10 protein-coding genes are annotated in these 19,698 nt (G+C 31.7%); 4 read left to right on the top strand and 6 right to left on the bottom strand.

What is annotated here, in order from left to right; genetic code table 11:
* Nucleotides 1-47 precede the first annotated feature (47 nt).
* The 3 genes from M890_RS0108400 to M890_RS0108390 form a co-directional block, all read right to left on the bottom strand.
* Complete coding sequence (locus M890_RS0108400; RefSeq protein ID WP_028283107.1) at nucleotides 48-2,621, bottom strand: T9SS type A sorting domain-containing protein; 2,574 nt, start codon at nucleotides 2,619-2,621, stop codon at nucleotides 48-50.
* 156 nt (nucleotides 2,622-2,777) lie between these two features.
* Nucleotides 2,778-5,831: a T9SS type A sorting domain-containing protein gene (locus M890_RS0108395; RefSeq protein WP_028283106.1), complete on the bottom strand. Its 3,054-nt coding sequence runs from the start codon at nucleotides 5,829-5,831 to the stop codon at nucleotides 2,778-2,780.
* A gap of 123 nt (nucleotides 5,832-5,954) precedes the next feature.
* A complete protein-coding gene (locus tag M890_RS0108390; RefSeq protein ID WP_028283105.1) occupies nucleotides 5,955-7,565 on the bottom strand; it encodes a helix-turn-helix transcriptional regulator in 1,611 nt (536 codons plus the stop codon).
* Nucleotides 7,566-7,842: 277 nt separating this feature from the next.
* Between M890_RS0108390 and M890_RS0108385 the strand changes: the two genes are divergently transcribed.
* Nucleotides 7,843-8,742: a serine hydrolase gene (locus tag M890_RS0108385; RefSeq protein WP_028283104.1), complete on the top strand. Its 900-nt coding sequence runs from the start codon at nucleotides 7,843-7,845 to the stop codon at nucleotides 8,740-8,742.
* A 99-nt stretch (nucleotides 8,743-8,841) separates the two neighbouring features.
* Nucleotides 8,842-11,685, top strand: coding sequence for an Npt1/Npt2 family nucleotide transporter (locus M890_RS0108380; protein WP_028283103.1), 2,844 nt, complete (start codon nucleotides 8,842-8,844; stop codon nucleotides 11,683-11,685).
* Here M890_RS0108380 and M890_RS0108375 read toward each other — a convergent pair.
* Both M890_RS0108375 and M890_RS0108370 read right to left on the bottom strand, forming a co-directional pair.
* Nucleotides 11,675-12,934: a serine hydrolase gene (locus M890_RS0108375; protein ID WP_028283102.1), complete on the bottom strand. Its 1,260-nt coding sequence runs from the start codon at nucleotides 12,932-12,934 to the stop codon at nucleotides 11,675-11,677. The genes M890_RS0108380 and M890_RS0108375 overlap by 11 nt on opposite strands.
* On the bottom strand, nucleotides 12,935-15,841 hold the full coding sequence (locus tag M890_RS0108370) for a PEP/pyruvate-binding domain-containing protein (protein ID WP_028283101.1): 2,907 nt from the start codon (nucleotides 15,839-15,841) through the stop codon (nucleotides 12,935-12,937).
* 179 nt (nucleotides 15,842-16,020) lie between these two features.
* On the opposite strand from M890_RS0108370, the gene M890_RS0108365 reads away from it, so the two are divergent.
* Nucleotides 16,021-17,232 carry a multidrug effflux MFS transporter gene (locus M890_RS0108365; RefSeq protein ID WP_028283100.1) on the top strand — a complete coding sequence of 404 codons (1,212 nt, stop codon included), beginning with the start codon at nucleotides 16,021-16,023 and terminating at the stop codon, nucleotides 17,230-17,232.
* A gap of 1 nt (nucleotide 17,233) precedes the next feature.
* Here the strand turns inward: M890_RS0108365 and M890_RS0108360 are convergent, their stop codons facing one another.
* Nucleotides 17,234-17,866, bottom strand: a complete 633-nt coding sequence (locus M890_RS0108360) for a MarC family protein (RefSeq protein WP_028283099.1) — start codon at nucleotides 17,864-17,866, stop codon at nucleotides 17,234-17,236.
* 275 nt (nucleotides 17,867-18,141) lie between these two features.
* On the opposite strand from M890_RS0108360, the gene M890_RS0108355 reads away from it, so the two are divergent.
* Nucleotides 18,142-19,638, top strand: coding sequence for a PhoX family protein (locus tag M890_RS0108355; protein ID WP_028283098.1), 1,497 nt, complete (start codon nucleotides 18,142-18,144; stop codon nucleotides 19,636-19,638).
* Nucleotides 19,639-19,698 lie beyond the last annotated feature (60 nt).

Raw genomic sequence — 19,698 nt, 5'->3', positions numbered from 1 at the left:
GGCTCTTTTTAGTTTCCCTAAAAAAATTAGAGATTACTAGCTATACTCTATTCAATAATCACTTTTTGAGCAGATACTGTCGTTCCATCTGTCATTCTTACAACATAAATACCTGATGCAATTGTGCTAACATCTAGCGTATTTAGACCTGTAGTTAAGCTTCCTTTTTTAACCAAACCACCAACAACATTGTACATTTGATATTTAAAATTGGTATTAGTCGTATTCATTTTAATATTAAGAACTCCAGTTTTTACTGGGTTTGGATACACTAAAGGTGCTGTTTCACTTGATAACTTAACTTCTTCTACACCTAATGTTTCATTTAAAATACTAATTTCCCAAAGTCCTCTACCATATGTTCCAACTACCAATTTGTCTTGCGTGTAGTTAATTTCTAAATCATTAATAACCACATTTGGCAATCCTTGGCCTAGCTTAGTCCAATCTTCAGTTCCTGTTTTATAATACACACCTATTTCGGTACCTAAAAACAAAATCTCTTGACCTTGATTTTGTTTTAAAACCACTTGCTTGGCAACTATATTAGGTAGTCCAGCCGAAATATTAGTCCATGTAGCTCCACCATCCATAGATTTAAAAACCTTTGATCCGTCTTCATAACCGTTGACTGTTGCATATAAAATATTAGTATTATTTTGGTTTAATGAAACAGAATTCATTTTAGCACCAGCTTCAGGTTGATTAACTGTAGTCCATGAACTTCCATCATTACTTGATTTTCTAACCGAAGTTTCTCCAATAACTATTAAATTATTTCCAAAAGTTTCGATATACTCTATTGCTCCAGCTCCAGAGTTTAAGTTGGTCCAAGTATCACCTTTATTAGTCGATTTATAGACATCTGCAAAACCACCATATAATATTGATGAGTTTGTAGAGTGCATTTTTAAAGTCCAAACAAAAGGTGCTCCTGCTGTTGGTGTAGTTAAACTTGTTCCCCAAACATCACCTAAAAAGCCATTATCTGCTCTTGTTAATCCACCATTTTGCGACCCTAAATATCTAATTTGAGGATTAGTATAATCTACTGCTGTACACGTACCATCTCCTGCTCCTGCTGTTACCCATGTTGGTACACCTCCAACTAACTCTAAACTATAACCATCATTATCTTGGTTTCCCATAATCATGTTATCTGTTGTGGTTTGTGGTGTTATTGCTACCGAATATAATTGTGTTACAATCACTCCGTTTGACTTATATTCTACCGTAGGTTTTTCATCTGCAATATTGCTATAGGTTACAAAATTTAAACCACCATCGTTTACATTCCAAAAAGAGAATCCATCATCTAAAATTCCTATTTCATGAATATCTGCATGTCCATAAGAACCAGCAGAAGTGTTATCTGACCAAGAATTGTTTAAGGTTACATACCATGTGTTTCCTGAGTCATCAGAATTTATTCCATCCACTCCTCCACTAATGATCATACCATCCTTTATGGCTAAACATTGGTTATAAGAGCCTTGTGTGTTATATCCAACTGTTGGTACACCAATTGTAGTTAACACTGGTGCTGGTAAAGTTGTATTATATGTAGATACTTGCCCATTTTCGTTTTGTACATAAAACACACCTGATTGATTGGATGTAATAGCATGACGCTGACTACTTGCGCCTTCTGACACTAAAACACTCCATGTACTTCCATTATTAGAAGAGAAAAATAATCCGCCCCAACTATCAGAACACATAATATTATTACCGTTTCTATGAAACTTACCTAAAACAGCATCGTCATAATTATGAGTATAAACATTGGTCCATGTTACGCCACCATCTGTTGTTTTTTTGATATGTTTGTTAGTTCCAACTATCACTGTATTAGCATCTAGAACAATTAAATTAGAAGTTGATTCTTGTTGATTTAAATTGAAAGTCAAATTTGTAGGCTGATAGGTTTCTCCAAAATCAGTTGACTTATACACACCAATTGATTTGATATGTCCAGCATCAAAATCTCCAGTAGAGATATAAATAATGCCTGGATTATTAATATCTGCACTACTACTTTTAATATCTGTAACACCAATACCTGCTAAATGATCTAATTTAGGTGTCCAAGAGGTTCCGTTATCTGTAGATTTCCATACACCTCCAACTGGAGCACTTACAAACAATACATTTTGACTTGGATCTGTAGCATGTTTATACCTTAAAAAGTTAGTCAATCGTCCTAATTGTGGTTGATTAGGATAACCGTTAGCATCTGGTACTTCTTGTGGTCCAATATTTGTCCATGTTTGTCCTGTATTTGAAGCTCTACTAGTCTGACTTACTAAACTTATATTGTCTTTAAATTTACCATTAGCATCAATAATACCAGCATTATAATAACCTGAAAAGGCATTAGGAAAGTTTCCGTTTAGGTCCACTCTATCTTTCCAATAATAAGCCCAACGTTCAAATTGTTTATGCTTTTTAATTTCGGTTTTGGATGCATTTTTATTGAAGGCTCCCAAATCCTCTCTAACTTGTTTTATGATTTGGTAATAATTACTACCTTTTATATAAGGTGTCTTTTTGTAGTCTATAGATTGAGCATAGGATACAATCGTGAAGACCAAGAATAAAAAAGTAATTGTTTTTTTCATGTTTTTATGTTGTTATTTGAACGTCACAAATATCTATTAACATCTTGAAAACATTGTAAACAAAGACTACGCATTGACTACGCACTTTTGTTTTAAACAAAAAAATCCCCAAAAGCAGATGCTCTTGAGGATTCCTAACATAGTTAATTATTGCTATTATTTAACTATCAACTTATATGTAAATATTCCGTTTTCATTATTGATTCTGACAAAATAAAATCCAGTTTCATATTGAGAAATATCAATTTTATAATCTTCAATTAAGTTGAGATTCTTTTTAAAAAACATTAATTTTCCTAAGGCATTAAATACTCTAACATCTACTGATTCATCTGAATTAGATACTAAATTAAAAGTTTGTGATGCTGGATTAGGATACATTTTAATACCAGCTTCTTTGATCGAATTATCCGTTATACCTAACGTTGTAATATCATATCTAGGCGTACGCCAAACTCCACGACCATAGGTAGCAGTGTATAATTTATTATCTGAATAATTAATTTCTAACTCGCTAATTTTTACATTAGGTAAATTATTAATAAATGGTTGCCATGAATTATTAGTAGTATTATCAATATAATACACACCATAATCCATACCTAAATACAATCCATCGTTACCGTTATTATCCCAGACTAAAGCTAAAGCACTAAAATCCGGTAAATCAAATTTATAAGACATCCATGTTGTACCACCATCATTTGTAACATATACTTTTTCTGTACCTATAGTTGCAATTGCAACCTTATTGGCATTAGTTGGATGGATAGCAACAGAATTTATATTATCACCAGAATAGCTTGATAGTTCTGTCCAAGTTCCTGAACCTGTTGTAGTTTTATATATTTTATTTTGATATGATGCATACATTGTATTAGGATTAGAATGAGCTATTTTAAGATGATTTAATTTAGAACTAAATACTTGAGATATTGCAGTCCAATTTAACCCACCATCTAAAGACTTATAAACTTGATCATAACCAGCATAAATAACATTTACAGCAACTGGATCTTGCTCAAAAGGTGTAACCCAATTTCCTGTTTTATTATCAGGAATAGTGATACCAGCCAAAGTTTGACCACCATCAATAGATTTATTTAAACTACCCTCTTGAGCTGTACCATAAATAATTTGACTATTAGTTTTATCTACAAAACCTTCCATACCATCTCCACCAATCCAGTCTCTCCAAAGACCTGTAGATGTCAATGTAGCACTACCATTATCCTGAGCGCCTCCTGTAATTACAACAGGATTGGTTTGGCTAATTCCAAACGCATAAAACTGTCTAATACCTAATCCTGCAGTTATATCTGTAAAATAGGTTGTACTTATTGGTCCTGCACTATTGGTTGCTTTAAATAACCCACCATCTGTAGTCGTGTAAAGTGTACTTCCAACAAAGGTTAGTAAATCCACATCTGCATGAGAATAACCTAAATTATCCGATTCTGTTACTGAAATATTCCAGTTTGTAGTTGGATTAAAGGTTACACCTCCATCCAATGAACGCCATGTATTAATACCTGCAATATGCACTTCGTTAACATTAGTATGACTTACTGCTATATCCATATCACGTGGTGCTTGTCCACTTGTTGCATCGCTTGGGTCTGTAGCTACTACATTATATCCAAAATAATTTTTGCCAGAATGATCTAGTGTTATAAAATTGTTTCCACTATCTGTAGATTTGTATAATCCATTAAAATGTGCTCCAGAAGTACCACTTGCTTCCACCAAATAAACTACAGATGGATCCGCTTCTGAAACAGCTAACATTTTTGCTCCTGAATTAAATACGTTAGGTGTTGAAGACTCAAAACCATCACTAAATAACACACCTAAATTAGAAGTTTCGACAGTCACGTCATCTAAAGTGACACCTCCACCACCAGCGTTAGTAACAGCACCTTCAAAAGCAATATAATAATCAGATGAAGGATTGGGTAAATTTAAAGTAATGTCTGACCATGACTCTTGAGCAGTCGTATAACTAGCTAGTTCTACCCATGAACTTGATAATGCGGTTTTATAATACACTTTTAAAACATCAACATCCCCAAAATAATCAGGTTGTGTATATGAAAATTTTACAACTGGATTAGTCGCAGAATCTAGATTTAAAGCTGGAATAACTAACTTAGTAATATTACCAGACGCTCCATTGGTTCCTTTAACAAATAATCCCAGACCATTTCCTGTTTTAGGTGTTATAGAAGTCACTCCAAAATGTTGAAAACCAACAGCTGCAGAAGTCCAATCAATAGAACCATTAACATACTGAGTGTCAAAATTAGGAATTCCTGTTGGTGCTTCAATTTTATTGAAGGTAGTACCACCATCCGTAGATTTAAAAACAGAAGTACCAGAAGCATATACCGTATTAGGATCTAAAGGTTTAAACTCAAAATCATAACCTCTTGTTGAAGCATCAGGATGAATTAACGTCCAAGACGTACCAGAGTTAGTAGATTTAAAAAGTCCTCCATACTCTATACTACAATACATTTTTGAAGGTGTATTTGGATCTATCAAAATTCTGTTAACTTCTCCATTACCAATAGTACTTGCTACAAGATTCCAAGTCGCACCAGCATCTGTAGATTTAAATATCGTACCGTTATCAGATCCCCAAAAATAAATTGAAGGATTTGTTGGATGCATTGCTAATGCATAAACTTTCATGTTTGAAAAATTATCTGATAAAGGACTCCAATTGGTTCCTCCATCTATTGTTTTCCAAACACCTCCAGTTTCTGCACCAACTATAATATGATTTTCATTACCTGTTTCAAAAGCCACAGAAGTAATTCTACCTGTTCCTGGATTCCAACCAGAAGTTGCATTCCATGAATAAGGACCTAATTGCTCCCAACTTCCGTTGTCTGATGAAGCGCTTCTAGAGCTAATTGCTTTTTGATTAATATAATTATTGTAACGTTCTAATTCGTTATAATAAAATTTGTTAGACCTTAAAACACCATTATCTTTAATAGATCTTAACGCTTGGTATTCCCAACGTTTATATTGCTTATATCCAGAACCTCTTCCTTTATCTTTATTTTCAAAATGGGCTTCAGCTGCTGCTTGAATTTCTTGGACTGTGTAAGTCCCTTCATTAATCATTTCACTATAATCTTTGGATTGCGAAAACAATGGTCCAGTTGATAATAGTAATAATACTAAGTAGATTTTTTTCATTGTTAATTTAGAGTTATAATTATATCTCTACAAATATGCTAAGGCTATTTATAGAACAACAATTATAAACTACGCATTAACTACGCACTTTTAAAGAAGTTTGATAATGAAGGTTATAAAGATTTAAATCGTACTAATTTTTGAGTCTTTAAAAGTTTCGTTTAGATAATCTATTAGTGTAATATTGCTATCTAATTCGTCAATTTTTTTTGATATACGATAACGTTTACTCTCTACAGCACGTGTTGAAGTATTTAAAAACGCAGCAATTTCTTTATTTTTAAAACCTAAAAACAGATAATAACAAATAATGATTTCGGAATCATTTAAGTTTGGATGCATGGTTTTTATTTGAGTAAAAAACTCAATATTTACATCATTAATTAGCTCTAAATAATTTTCTTCTTTAGCTAAAAACGTAGAGGATTGATGGTGTATGTTTTTATATAACGCTTTTGTTTTTTCTTTTTGTTCTGTAGAATTGTCAATGGAAGAGATTGTCCTTAATTCTTTTTTAAGTTCTGTAATATAATCCTCCAATCCTCTAACCTTTACTTTTAATTTTTCATGGTTAGTTTGCATAAACTGGTATTCATCTTTTCGCTTAGTAAACTCGACAATCTTCAATTTAATTTTCTTGTAACGTAATGCGATAACAGAACCAATAATGACAATAGCACTAATAAGTATTGCAATCCAAACTCTGTTAGTATTTCTTTTTTCAGTAACCACTAACAAAGCTTCATCTGTATTTACCAAGGCTTTATTTATATCTAAACTTGCGTTAGTTACTTTTTGCAATTGTTGTTCATTAAAAATACGCAGCGAATCTAGATAGTTATTTTTAGCTTCGACTTTACCTAATTGTTCATAATAATCTGCATACAAATTAAAATATTGTTTAACATCAGAACTATTCATAAAATGACGTAAGTCTTTAGAAGCTTCTAAATAAAAACCTACAGAGTCTATTGCTTTTTGCTCTAAAAAAACCTCTACAAAACAATTATTAATTGTCACTACATGGGATTTGTGCAATGAAGGTGAAATGGTTTTATCATTTTTTAAACTTTTAAGTATTTTAAAATAATAATGAGCAGTATTTAACTTATTTAAATGCGCATAGTTAGAAGATAACATAAACAAAGCATACATGTAATAGTATTGGTCCTCCTTAATGTTTTTGTAAGTCTCTAAATTTGATAATATTAAAGCATTACTTTTAGCATAATTTGTTTTATCATACTCCACAAAAGCATACATTTGACTCACTTCCGCTAATCCATTTGTGTTATTAGTTTTGGTGTAAAACTGTTTAGCATCCTCCAAATATTTAAATGCTGTTGAATCCTTTTTAATTATATAAGTGTTAAAAAAAAGCTCTAAAGACACCATTCCTGCTATGTCGTAGTCTTGCTCTAGTTTAGCATATTTTAATGCTAAAGAAAAGTTTTGAAACTGCTTAATAGGCTCATCGTTAACATCATTTATAAGTCCTTTTAATTGGTAATAATGCGCTAAGCGATCTTTAATATTAGATGTAATTGGATCAGGAATACTATTTAAAAATTGTTCTGAAACTTTGGGATTATTGTCAATATACAGGTCTGCAGAGTCAATTAAACTATAATAATTTAGCTTGTTATTAGTCTGGCTAACTGCTAATCCACTATGTAAAATAAGCGTTATAAATAAAGTAAAAACAAATTTAATCTTGAACTGCTTAAAAATCATTAAAATCTAACTTAGTTATAGGGTTTAAGACAAATTTAGGTAAATAAAAACTCTTATAAAATGTAATATTTACTTTACTGCAAACAATAAAAATAAAAGTAGATTTAAGATTAAATTTCAGATGCAATTTTAATAAATTAACTAAAAACTATTACCAATAATGAGAAAAGTATCGCAAATGCTGACAAATTTAAAAACAGACTATTTTAAAATTTAACACTTTAACTACTAGTTATTTATATACATTTGCTACATTATATCTACCGTATTATTTAAGATGAAAACAAAATTTTTTATTCTTGTATTAGTTACTGCTTTTGTAACCAATAGTTTTGCTCAAGGCGAGCTGCCTTTACCTACCAGTGATGGCAGAATTGCTTTATTAACCTCTTTGGTAGATAACAATCTTCAAAAAACTTTAGAAAAAGAAATTAACGCAAATCCATTATGGAAAACGTTAATTAATCAGAAAAAAATGGCAATTGGTTTAGTAGACCTAAGAGACACTAATAATGTAAAATTTGCAAGACTAAATGGTAACCACATGATGTATGCTGCAAGCTTGCCAAAAATTGCAGTGTTACTTGCAGCAATGGATGCTATAGATAAAAAAGAATTAATCGAAACCAAAGACATAAAAAAGGATATGCGTCTAATGATTAGCAAATCCAATAATCAAGCAACAACCAGAATGATAGACCGTTTAGGTTATGATAAGATTGAAGCGGTTATGAGAAGTCCAAAATATAAGTTTTACGACGAAAATTTTGGTGGTGGTCTTTGGGTTGGAAAACGCTATGGTGGTGGCGGAAACACTAACAGAGAACCTTTAAAAAACCTTAGTCATGCTGCAACTGTTACACAAGTTTGTAGATATTATTACTTGTTAGCTAATGGTAAATTAGTTAACAGGAAACGTTCTAAACAAATGTTAGATATTATGGAAAACCCTGAGTTACACCATAAATTTGTAAATACTTTAGACAAAATTGCTCCTGATGCTAGAATATTTAGAAAATCTGGATCTTGGAAAAATTACCATTCCGACTCTGTTTTAGTTTGGGGAAAAGACAGTAACAGACGTTACATTTTGGTAGCATTGATAGAAGATTCTGCTGGCGAACAAATTATTAGAGATTTGATAAAACCAATTGAAAAAGTTTTAAGAACACAATAGTTAGCAATTAAATTCAAACTATAATTTCTGTTATAAAACATAAAAAGCAATACCTTTATAGTGTTATTTGACAATAACTTTTGACCTATAAATACGACTTTGAAAATCACACTTCCTTTTAACAAAAAGCTTAAAACATTTATTTTAAAAGCATTTGATATTAAAGAAGAAGAGTTAAATAAAACGCTTCTACTCCAACTCAATATTTTTATTTTAATCACAACTTTGTTGGTTGTAAAACCTACAATTAATTCGCTTTTTTTATCAGAGCTTACCTCTAGCGCGTTACCTTTAGGTTACGTACTTACTGCCTTAATGGCTATAGTTGGTTCGTTTTTTTACACCAAAGCTTTAGAAAAATACACTTTAAATATTATTATAGATAAAACGCTAATTGCTTCTATAATATCCTTAATTGCATTTGGTGTATTATTAAAATTTAATTTTATTTCTGGCAACTTTTTATACGTTCCGTATGTTTGGGTTGCCATTTATGGGCTGCTTACTGCATCACAATTTTGGTTACTTGCTAATGTGGTTTATAATGTTAGAGAAGCCAAACGTGTTTTTGGATTTATTGGTGCAGGAGCAATTGCTGGTGGTATATTTGGTGGATACCTTACCTCCTTACTAACTACGCTATTGTATACTGAAGACTTACTATTTATAGCTGCTTTACTAGTATCAATATGTGTGCCTTTATCTAGATATATTTGGAAACATGAGGTTAAAAGTCTAAACGAGTTTCAGTTATCCATAAAAAATGAGACTAATTCTAAATCCCCTTTTAAACTTATTAGACAATCCAAATTATTAAGTTTAATAGCATTAGTCATTGGGATGAGTGTTTTAATAGCTAAGCTAATTGATTATCAATACAGTGATTATGCGTCTAGATTTATAGCTACAGAAGATGAGTTAACCTCATTTTTTGGTTTTTGGTTTTCTACATTAAGTGTAATTTCATTATTAATACAATTATTTTTAACCAAGCGTATTGTTGGCACTTTTGGCGTTGGAAAATCCCTTTTATGGTTGCCTGCTGGTATTTTAATTGGCTCTATTTTACTTCTTTTTATACCAGAATTATGGGTTATAGTATTTATAAAAGTTATTGATGGTAGTTTAAAACAGTCCGTAAACAAAGCATCTACAGAGTTGTTGTCCATACCTATCCCAATGGATATTAAAAAGAAAACCAAAACTTTTACAGATGTTGTAGTGGATAGTATTGCTACCGGAATTGCAGGTTTTATTTTAATATTTTTTATTAACGGTTTAGATATTTCATCTACATCAATAAGTATTATAATTATCGTGTTAATTATTATATGGTTGGTTTTAATCTATTTTTTAAGACAGCAATATGTCATCGCATTTAAACAACTTTTAGATAATTCTGAAGTCAAAAAAAGTAAAGTACATAAAGAGGAACTTAAAGTCACCTCCATTATTGGTTCTGTATTACGTGTTTTAAATACTGGAAAAGAAAACCAAATACTTAACATGCTTGAAAAAACCTTAGAGGTTAAGGACGAACGCTTTTTTTATGCCATTAAAGCACTACTAAATTATAAATCGCCTAAAGTAAAAGCTTTAGCAATTGATAATTTATACTTTTTAAAAACAGAAAATTTATCAACGCAAATTGAAGCTATGATTTACGACGATAACCAACAAGTTACAACGTCTGCCTTTAGGTATCTTTTAAAAAATTATAAGCAAAACACTATTGTTTTATTTGAAAAACACATAAATAGTACTGACAATACTATTGCCAATGCTGCTTTAGTAGGTTTGTCTTTAGAGTTAAGAAACAACCAATTACTGCAAAATCGCTTTAATTTAGAACAAAAAATAGAAGCTGCATTAAATAAATATTTAGAACTTAAGGATACCGATTTAAAAAATAACACCATAAAATCTGTGTTAGAAAGTATAGGTAATGCAAAAATAACCATGTATTACAACGTCCTTAAAACACAACTACTATCCAAAGATTTAGACGTTTTAAAAACCGCTATAATTAGTGCTTCTAGAACCTTAGACCCAGAGTTTATTGCGCCTATTATTTCGCATTTATCAATAAAAGACACCAGACAAGTTGCAGTGGATGCCTTATATTTTTATAATGATCCTGTTATTGATGTACTTTACCAAAAAGTGATTAAAGAAACTATTGATTTTGAAGATGCTGCCTATGTAATTTTGGTTATCGAAAAGTTTAAATCACAAAAAGCCATAAATACTTTAATGCTATTAACTGGTGACACAGAGCATACTGTTAAAATCGAAGCTATAGAAGCCTTAAAACGATTAAAATGGAAATATCCTTACTTAAAAATTAAAGACCGTTTTATAGTAGACAAAATTCTAGACGAATGTCAATTATACCAAAACACGCTAGCAGTAATACACACTCAAATTGTGTTGCAATACAAAATGAAATCGGTGACCATGGAGTCTAAAGATGAAAATGAAGCAAGAAACGGACTAATCCATTTACTAGAACAACGTCTTGACAGACAATTACAGCGTATTTTTAGATTTTTAGGTATCAAATATCCACCCAATGATGTTGATCCAATACTAAACACCATTATGCATGGTAAAGAAGAACAACGTATTCATGCTATCGAGTTTTTAGATAATATCCTAAATAGTCAACTTAAAAAAGAATTAATTCCGGTTGCCGAATCTGTGTTATTAGATTCCAACTCTGAAGAGAAATTAAAAAAATTAAATCTTAAGGTTTTTAGTGAAATTGAATGTTATAATGAGCTTTTAAAACGAAAAGATGTGAAACTAAAATTTGCTGTTTTATATCTCATAGAAAAATCAAATAACACCAACTTTAAACCACTTTTAGAGTTGGTATTAATTAATGAAACAAACAAAAAAATTAGAGCAAAAACCGAAACACTTTTAGGTATTACTTCCTAATTAGTTTATCAATATTTGCAGCTAAAGTCATGTGGTCCGTTGCCGAGTTTTTACGCAATACATTAGTCATTAATACAACCATATAAGTTGTTTTATCAGGATGTTCTACAATTGCAACAGAGTTCATAAAGTTTTGAACATTTCCCATATACTTACCACAAGCTTGTCCATTGCTTCTATCACATTTATATAAACTTCCGGATTTAAAATAGACTGCAGCTTCCTTTAAAGCAGGAGCTTGTGCATATCTAATACGTCTGTCTGTCATGTACATTAAACGTTTCATTTCTAAACTTGACTGCTCATCAATTACATTACCTTGTTCTAACTGCACTAAAAATTTCATGACACCAAAAGGCGTTCCAATACTTCCGCCTTTATCACCAACATAAGTATTTGCTCCTCTTGTAAAAAAGCTTCCTAAACGCCATTCGTCTGCTGTAATACCTAAGTTGCGTAACGGTAAATTTACTACATCGTTACCAAGATCTGTTAACACTTTTTTCTCTGTAGTTTTAAAATAATTTAAGGCATCTGCTTCAGTTAAATCTGGATATTTATCACCAAAAGCTTGCATAAGTAACACTTCGCGCCAAACAATACTTGCTGCTCCATTATTACTAACAGATAGCATATGGTCAGCCCACTCAAACAACGAAAACTCGTCACTAGCTATAACCTGACGTTTTACTAATTTTTTAGTTTCAATGTTATAAATTGGTATAGTGTGCTCATCTGTTAATCCCCAAACTCCTGCTTTAACCACTTTAGTTTTTAATAATGCAATGCGTTTTTCAAAATTATCTGGATAAATTTTAGCTAATTGATCAAATAACCCTAATAACACAGCTAGTTTACCTACGCTTCCAGGCTGATAACCAGAAGTTTCATTACGATGCGCATATTTAATATCGTTTAAATCAGTGATATCCATTACAGTTAACGAGTAACTTTTATCTAATCCTCTAAACAAATTATTAATGTCTTTTTGAAAAGCTTCATTCTCTTTAAAAAAACAATGCAAACTGTCTGCTGCTTTTTCTTTTAAATTTAATTTAATATCCAAATAGGATTTAAACGCACCTTCAGGTAAGGTTTGTTTCTCCACTATTTCGCCACTTTTAATCAATTCTAAACGCTTTAAACGTTTGATTCCAGTGTAATCATAACCATCAATTGGATATAAAGTTACTGTTGTAAAAGCAGAACAGATTAGCACTAAAACTAGAACAATTATTACTTTTTTCATTTATATTTTTTTTGAAAGCGCTATCGCTTTATTAGTGTTTACTATTGGTGTTATGGATTGTAAATATGTAGAACTTAATGCCTTTTTATTTTCTACAAAAGGTCTAATTTGAAACAACCATAGTTTATTATCCTTAAAGCCTAACTCGACATCATAAGCACCTTCATACTCGGTATCTGTAGCATTTGGCATGGTTTCTCTAATGGTTTTAGCTAATTGCTTTATATCTGCAATATTTTGAGCGTTTAAAATAGGCTGCTCAAAGGTTGCAGATTGTTTAAGCGTACCACCTGTAATTGGTAAACTATTATAATAACGCTCACGCGAAGGTGCTAAAAATTGATAGCCTCCAGTGTCTTTTAATAAATACGTTTCAGAAGATTGACCATCTACAGCTCCACCTGCTCCTCTACTAAAAGCTATCGTTAAATCTTGATCATTTCCAGACGTTAATCCTTTTGTTATCAGCACTCCAGAATAATCAACATCCACACTAGGAATTACTAAAATTGATGGAAATACATTTTCTGGATTTAATAAATATTTTTGTCTCCATTTAAAACTGCGCTCAGTGTAAGGTGATGCCCAAACATCTTTGATACCCTCTAATATTTTGGATTTATCAACAACATTAAACAGAGTTAGGTTTAATCCTGCTCCTGTAAATTCTTTTAAATCTTCCATATTGGTGTCACTTCTTAAAAACACAGGAATAGCACCTAAATCTTGTCCTAAAACTGTTTTAAAATCAGTTTCCATTTGCGCTATAAAGTCTGTTTTTAAAGGCATTTTTTTAATAGCAGCACGTAATGTTTCTAATTGTCTTAATTGGTAATGCTCAATTTCTTCTTCTGCAATACCATTTGTTTCCATTGCAATTGCTTCATTAAACATTGCTTCTAAAAATTGCCAATAAGTTTTGTTTTGGTCAGGCATTTCTTGATTCATATGATCTCTAAATATCCCAAACGGTATTACTAAACCTTCCACAACTTGTTCCGGAAACATCTTTTTAAGTTGTCCTAAATTGGCTGCTTTTGGACCACAAATCTTACCAGAATCACTAGCATCGACACTTCGGAGATTTAAAACATTATGCTGGTTTAAAATAATGGTTTCAACTGGGACTTCTATTTTTTCGTTACGACGTTCTTTTTTAACAAATAAAGCGCGTTCTTCCTCAGACATGTCTTGTTCTGTTTTGATAATCACATTGCCTTTATTTGACACAGCATAAAATACTTTTTGACCACTATAAGTCATTAAGTCCGCTAAATTTTGATCTGATAAAGCTGCATTTGGTATCCCTAAATTACGTGCTAATAGTTGTACATGAGACACCATGTTACCTTCAGATACCGTTGCTATACCTGCAATAGGCTTTAAATCTGCTGGTGGACGTTGGAAAATATATATTTTATTTGAAGACACCTCAATATTATCAGGAGATCCTGCTACGACCACTAACTCTCCAAACGCATAACCAGGATTTAAACCACGTATCGTACTTTGATTTGGAATATTAAGCACTTTGTTTGTCAGCGCAGACTCGTTGGCTATAAAGTCGCCTAATTCTCCTACTGCTTTACCTAAATGTAATGCAATAGACCCTCTAATTTTATCATCAATAAAACCATAAGCTAGAGGCTCAAAAGTAGTATAGGTATTAACGGTTTCTTGATAAGTAGCTTTAACCATTCCAGAACTCCATTCTACCAAACTTCTACCATTTTGTAAAACAGAGGTTAAGTCACCTAAAGTAGTATCATTTGTTGTATTTGCAGATAGTGTAAGTGTTAGAGCTTCCCACTCATGCTGTTCGATATAACCAGCAGCAGCTGTAGCCATACCTAAGTAACAAATTTTATCAACTAACTGTTCTACCGTTTTTGGTTCCCAAAGTGGTGCATTTTTAAAAATTACTTCTTCTAATTTTAATGATATATCTAATAATTGTAAACGTGCTAATGGACGTTTTTCATCCAAGACAGCCTTTTTTAATAGCGCTAATACCTCTGCTGTATTTTGGATTAAATCCGAAGTTTTACTTGTTTCATGCTGTTCAGAAACATAATCTTTAAATGCCTTACCAAAAGTTGTGTCTTTTATCAATGTTGCTTTTTGCAATACAGCAGTTAAATCTATTGGTTTAAAAAAGGTAGTCATAGTAACTATTAGCTCGTCAATCAACTTGATTTGATTAACCGATAATTTTGTTACGTGTTTAGCCCTAAAAGTTTTTACTTTTTCGATATCATTAACCTCTGTTTGTGCATGGATTTTAACACGCAAATCCATAAATGGTAAATAAGCATCAGATAGTACTTTGGATTGGCTTCGCATTAATTGCGCTAAATTATCGTCTCCATTATGCGGAATATCCTTTAAGGATTGTCTTACTAAAAAGTAATTTTGTTGTATAACATCGTCCTTTGCCAAAAGCCATTTGTAAAAATCAATTCCCCAAGCTTCTTCGTCCTCCGACTGAATGGCACCTCTATAAAACTGACTTTTTCTGTTAATCCAACCATCATCAACACCTCTTAAATATTTATCTAATTGGTATTGTTTTAATCTAGAATGGCTTGCTGGTGCATCCCAAAATGCTTCAGTTTTTGTATAGGCCAAAATTTGACCTAAAAATATATGATTACTTACTGCTAATTTCTCGACATCATCCTTATATCTAGCATGTTGATTTCCTGGACCAATATTATCTGGACAAGGGTCTTTGGGTTGCCTAACGCTACCATCTGTACAAAACCAACGAATATCTTTGTAAGGACCTCGTAAATCATTTTTGTATTTAGCAATTTGCTCCTGTATGACATCCGAAGCAATTTGTTGTGCTGATATTTGGTTAGAAACCATTAAAAAAATCAGGCTGATTATTAGATTATTTCTCATTGAAAATCAAAGGTTTGTTACAAGATACAACATACTAATATAATTATTTATTGCATATAAAATTGTTTTGCAAAGTTGTTATAAAAGTTTGATAAATATCAAATTAATTAGGTCTAATTTAACACCTATTTCACACTAATATAACCAAGGATAAATCTTTTTTAAACTACTTTTGCAGCATGCAAAAAAATCCACCTGTTAAGCTAGAGTTTATTTTATTAATGGCATCCTTAATGTCTATTGTAGCATTAGCGATTGATGCTATTTTACCAGCCATGTCAGCTATTGGCATCTCTGTTAATAGTTTAGATACTGGCAATAACCAATTACTAATAACCATGATTTTTCTAGGTTTAGGATTTGGACAACTATTATTTGGTCCTTTATCTGATAGTTTTGGTAGAAAACCAATTGTTTATATTGGATTTACTGTATTTGCTATAGGTAGTATTGTCTGTGTGTTATCACATAGTTTAGAATTGATGGTTGTTGGTCGTATCATCCAAGGTATTGGGTTAGCAGCACCAAGGACTATTGCTATTGCAGTTATTAGGGATATGTTTAAGGGTGATTATATGGCCAAAATTATGTCGTTTGTTACGACATTTTTTATTTTAGTTCCTGTAATTGCACCTGTAATGGGTAAGTTTATTTTAAATCATTATGATTGGACAGGCATTTTTTATGTCCAATTAATTATAGCTTTAGCTGTCGCTATTTGGTTTTGGAAACGTCAACCTGAAACCTTAAAACCTGAATATAAAATAAAGTTTACTAAGCATGTTTTTATAGATGGTTTAAAAGAGTTATTAAAGCATAAAGAAACTATTGGATTTACCATAATTTCTGGATTTATCTCTGGTGCTTTTATTGTTTATTTAAGTGCTTCTCAGGTCATTTTTGAAAACCAATATGGCTTAATAGACGAGTTTCCGTACATCTTTGCTGGATTAGCTTGTGGTGTTGGTTTATCAACTTTTTTAAATGGTAGTTTTGTAATGCGTCTTGGTATGTGGCGTTTATCTTATTTAGCTATTATTGTTTTTAGTGTTAATGCTTTACTATATGTCTTATTATTTTGGAATGCTACCAATAACCCAGCATTACCAATTATATTAATATTTATGGCTATCCAATTTTTTACAATAGGCTTTATTTTTGGAAATTTAAGAGCTATAGCAATGGAACCCATTGGACATATTGCTGGTATTGGAGCTGCTATAACAGGATTTATATCGACTATTATGGCTGTGCCAATTGCAAATTATATTGGTAGTTTTGTTGATACAACAGCGTTACCATTATTTATTGGATTTACCGTTTTTGGTTTTATGTCTCTAGCATTATTTTTGTTTATTAAACGAACTAGAAAACGACACCTAAGTCTTTAGTTTATAAATTTATTGTTGAAAGTATATTTACAACGGAAGATATTATATACTCCACACCTATTGCTATTACAATAAAACCTATAACTCTAGATAGCGCGTTAATACCTGATGCTCCTAAAAACTTAACAATAAAATGAGCACTTTTAAGTATTATATAAATACTAATTGCTGCTAAAAACATAGCACCAACTATGGTAAATTTTTCTGCAGTTAAAACAAATTCTTGATTATAAGTAATTAATAAGGATATTGTTCCTGGTCCAGCCAACATAGGTATGGCTAATGGTGTTAAACTTATACCATCTCTAGTCTGTATATCCTCTTGTACCTTTTTACGTTTCATCCCTTTGTGTTCTCTAAATTTTCCTGTCAATAATGCAAAACCTGAAGAGGTGATAATTAATCCTCCTGCAATTTTTAAAGCATTAAGACTAATTCCAAAAAAAGATAAGATATACTGACCTGCAAAAAACGAAAGCAATAATATAACCAAAACATCTATTGCTGTCCAAAAGGCTGTTACGGATCGTGCTTTTTTACTATGGTCTCCTGTTAAACCAACAAATACAGGTACGGTTCCTAATGGGTTCATAATTGAAAATAAAGCTCCAAATACTGCTAAAAATAATTCCATTGTTTTTTCTGCAAATTCCGTTCTTTTTTAACGTTTTAAAGTTATCCATAGATTAACTAATCTTAAATAAAACGTAAATACTAAATAAGCGCCAAAACGGTTTTAAACAACTATAAATCAATAAATTATAATCTTAAAATATTTAATTAACACTTTATTTACATAGTAACATTAGCGTAAAGTTTTCTTAAAACTTCATTCATTTTAAGTTAACACACATTGCATCTCTTGACCTTAGTTTTGACAAAAATTAACCACTTAAACAATCAAATACAATGAAATTATTTAAACAACGTTTTTTTCAATTATGTATACTTTCAAGTCTTGGATTTGGACTAGTAGGCTGTGAAGGAGAAAATGGATTAGACGGAACTAACGGTCAGGATGGACAAGATTTTACACCTACCGAAGAATTATTTAGTAACAAATCTGCTTTAGATCCTTTAGTAGATATTAGTTCTAATTTTAATACTGTAAAAGCTTACTCTTTAATTAGCTCAACAGATTATTTACCTAATGGATTCCGTTTAGTTGGTGCACAAGATGGTGCTGGTTTATTAAAAGATGGTAACGAATATATTTATGTTGTCAATGCAGAGGACGATTATAGTGTCTCTAGAATTAGATTTGACGAAAACATGAGACCTATAAAAGGAGAATGGTTGTTAAACGCTGGAGTTGCTGATTTTGCTAGACAATGTTCTGGTACAATGTGGGAAGCTGCAATACATGGTGGTACTCAAGATATCTTTTTATCTGCTTCAGAAAGTATTGCATACGATGTTAAAGCTATTGATCCTTGGGTAGAAACTCCAACACCTACTGCAGATTTTGGATTGGATGCTTTAGGTGAATTTTCTTGGGAAAACGCAGTACCATTACCTCAAAATTCTTATGCTGGTAAAACCGTAATAATTGGTGGAGATGATGACTCTAGTGGATCTGAAGGTCAAGTTATTATGTACTTATCAGAAAATGGAGACGCAGACTTAACTAACGGTAAAATATATGTTTTACGTTTAAAAGAAATGTCTGATGGCATTGGAGGTGTTCAAGATGTTGCTCCAAATACGGTGTACAACGAAGGAAGCTTAGACTTTGGTATGACGTATGATGTCGAGTTTGTTGAAATAGAAAATGGTGCGTCAATGACTAAAAACGAAATGGAAACTGCTTGTAGTAATGTCTTTGCTTCTCAGTTTATGCGTGTGGAAGATGTTGATTACCAAAAAGGAAGTGATGCCAATGGTAGAAACGTCTATTTTGCAGTTACTGGAAGAGGTCCTGGAGCAGGAACTTATAATGATTGGGGAACCGTTTACAAATTAAACTTAGATGCCAACAACCCATTACAAGGTCAATTAACACAAATCGTTAGCGGTAATACAGACACTAATAATCAAGACGGAAACTTATCTAGTTTACAAAGTCCTGATAACATTTGTGTGACTGAAAACTATATTTATATCCAAGAAGATCCTAATTCTTTTTCTAGAGGTCATGCAGCAAGAATCTACCAAACAGATTTAAACGGTAACAACCCAACAGCTGTTTTAGATTTAAAAATTGAAAGCAACTTATCTCCTACAGGAAGCACCTCTTTATCAGGAGAGTTTGGAGCGTTAATTGACATTTCTGACAAAGTTGGTGTGCCAGATACTTTTATCCTAAACTTACAACCACATTACTGGAAAAGCGACGACTTTATTTCGACTAATTTACCACACAACCAAGGTGGACAAATTGTTTTATTACAAGGATTACCTAGATAAGACTACGCTTTTTATTATTAATAATGAATCTCTGTTTTTTAATGGAGATTCATTTTGTTT

It is taken from the genome of Olleya marilimosa CAM030, from assembly GCF_000518485.1.
Taxonomy (GTDB): domain Bacteria; phylum Bacteroidota; class Bacteroidia; order Flavobacteriales; family Flavobacteriaceae; genus Olleya; species Olleya marilimosa.
The sequence above is the reverse complement of the archived record's forward strand: the minus strand, read 5'-3'. Positions and strand labels throughout refer to the sequence as shown.

What these genes read in the sequence shown, in the direction of transcription:
- M890_RS0108400 (WP_028283107.1), bottom strand. Translation starts at nt 2,621, where the DNA reads ATGAAAAAAACAATTACTTTTTTATTCTTGGTCTTCACGATTGTATCC.
- M890_RS0108355 (WP_028283098.1), top strand. Translation starts at nt 18,142, where the DNA reads ATGAAATTATTTAAACAACGTTTTTTTCAATTATGTATACTTTCAAGT.
- M890_RS0108390 (WP_028283105.1), bottom strand. Translation starts at nt 7,565, where the DNA reads ATGATTTTTAAGCAGTTCAAGATTAAATTTGTTTTTACTTTATTTATA.
- M890_RS0108370 (WP_028283101.1), bottom strand. Translation starts at nt 15,841, where the DNA reads ATGAGAAATAATCTAATAATCAGCCTGATTTTTTTAATGGTTTCTAAC.
- M890_RS0108395 (WP_028283106.1), bottom strand. Translation starts at nt 5,831, where the DNA reads ATGAAAAAAATCTACTTAGTATTATTACTATTATCAACTGGACCATTG.
- M890_RS0108385 (WP_028283104.1), top strand. Translation starts at nt 7,843, where the DNA reads ATGAAAACAAAATTTTTTATTCTTGTATTAGTTACTGCTTTTGTAACC.
- M890_RS0108375 (WP_028283102.1), bottom strand. Translation starts at nt 12,934, where the DNA reads ATGAAAAAAGTAATAATTGTTCTAGTTTTAGTGCTAATCTGTTCTGCT.
- M890_RS0108365 (WP_028283100.1), top strand. Translation starts at nt 16,021, where the DNA reads ATGCAAAAAAATCCACCTGTTAAGCTAGAGTTTATTTTATTAATGGCA.
- M890_RS0108360 (WP_028283099.1), bottom strand. Translation starts at nt 17,866, where the DNA reads ATGGAATTATTTTTAGCAGTATTTGGAGCTTTATTTTCAATTATGAAC.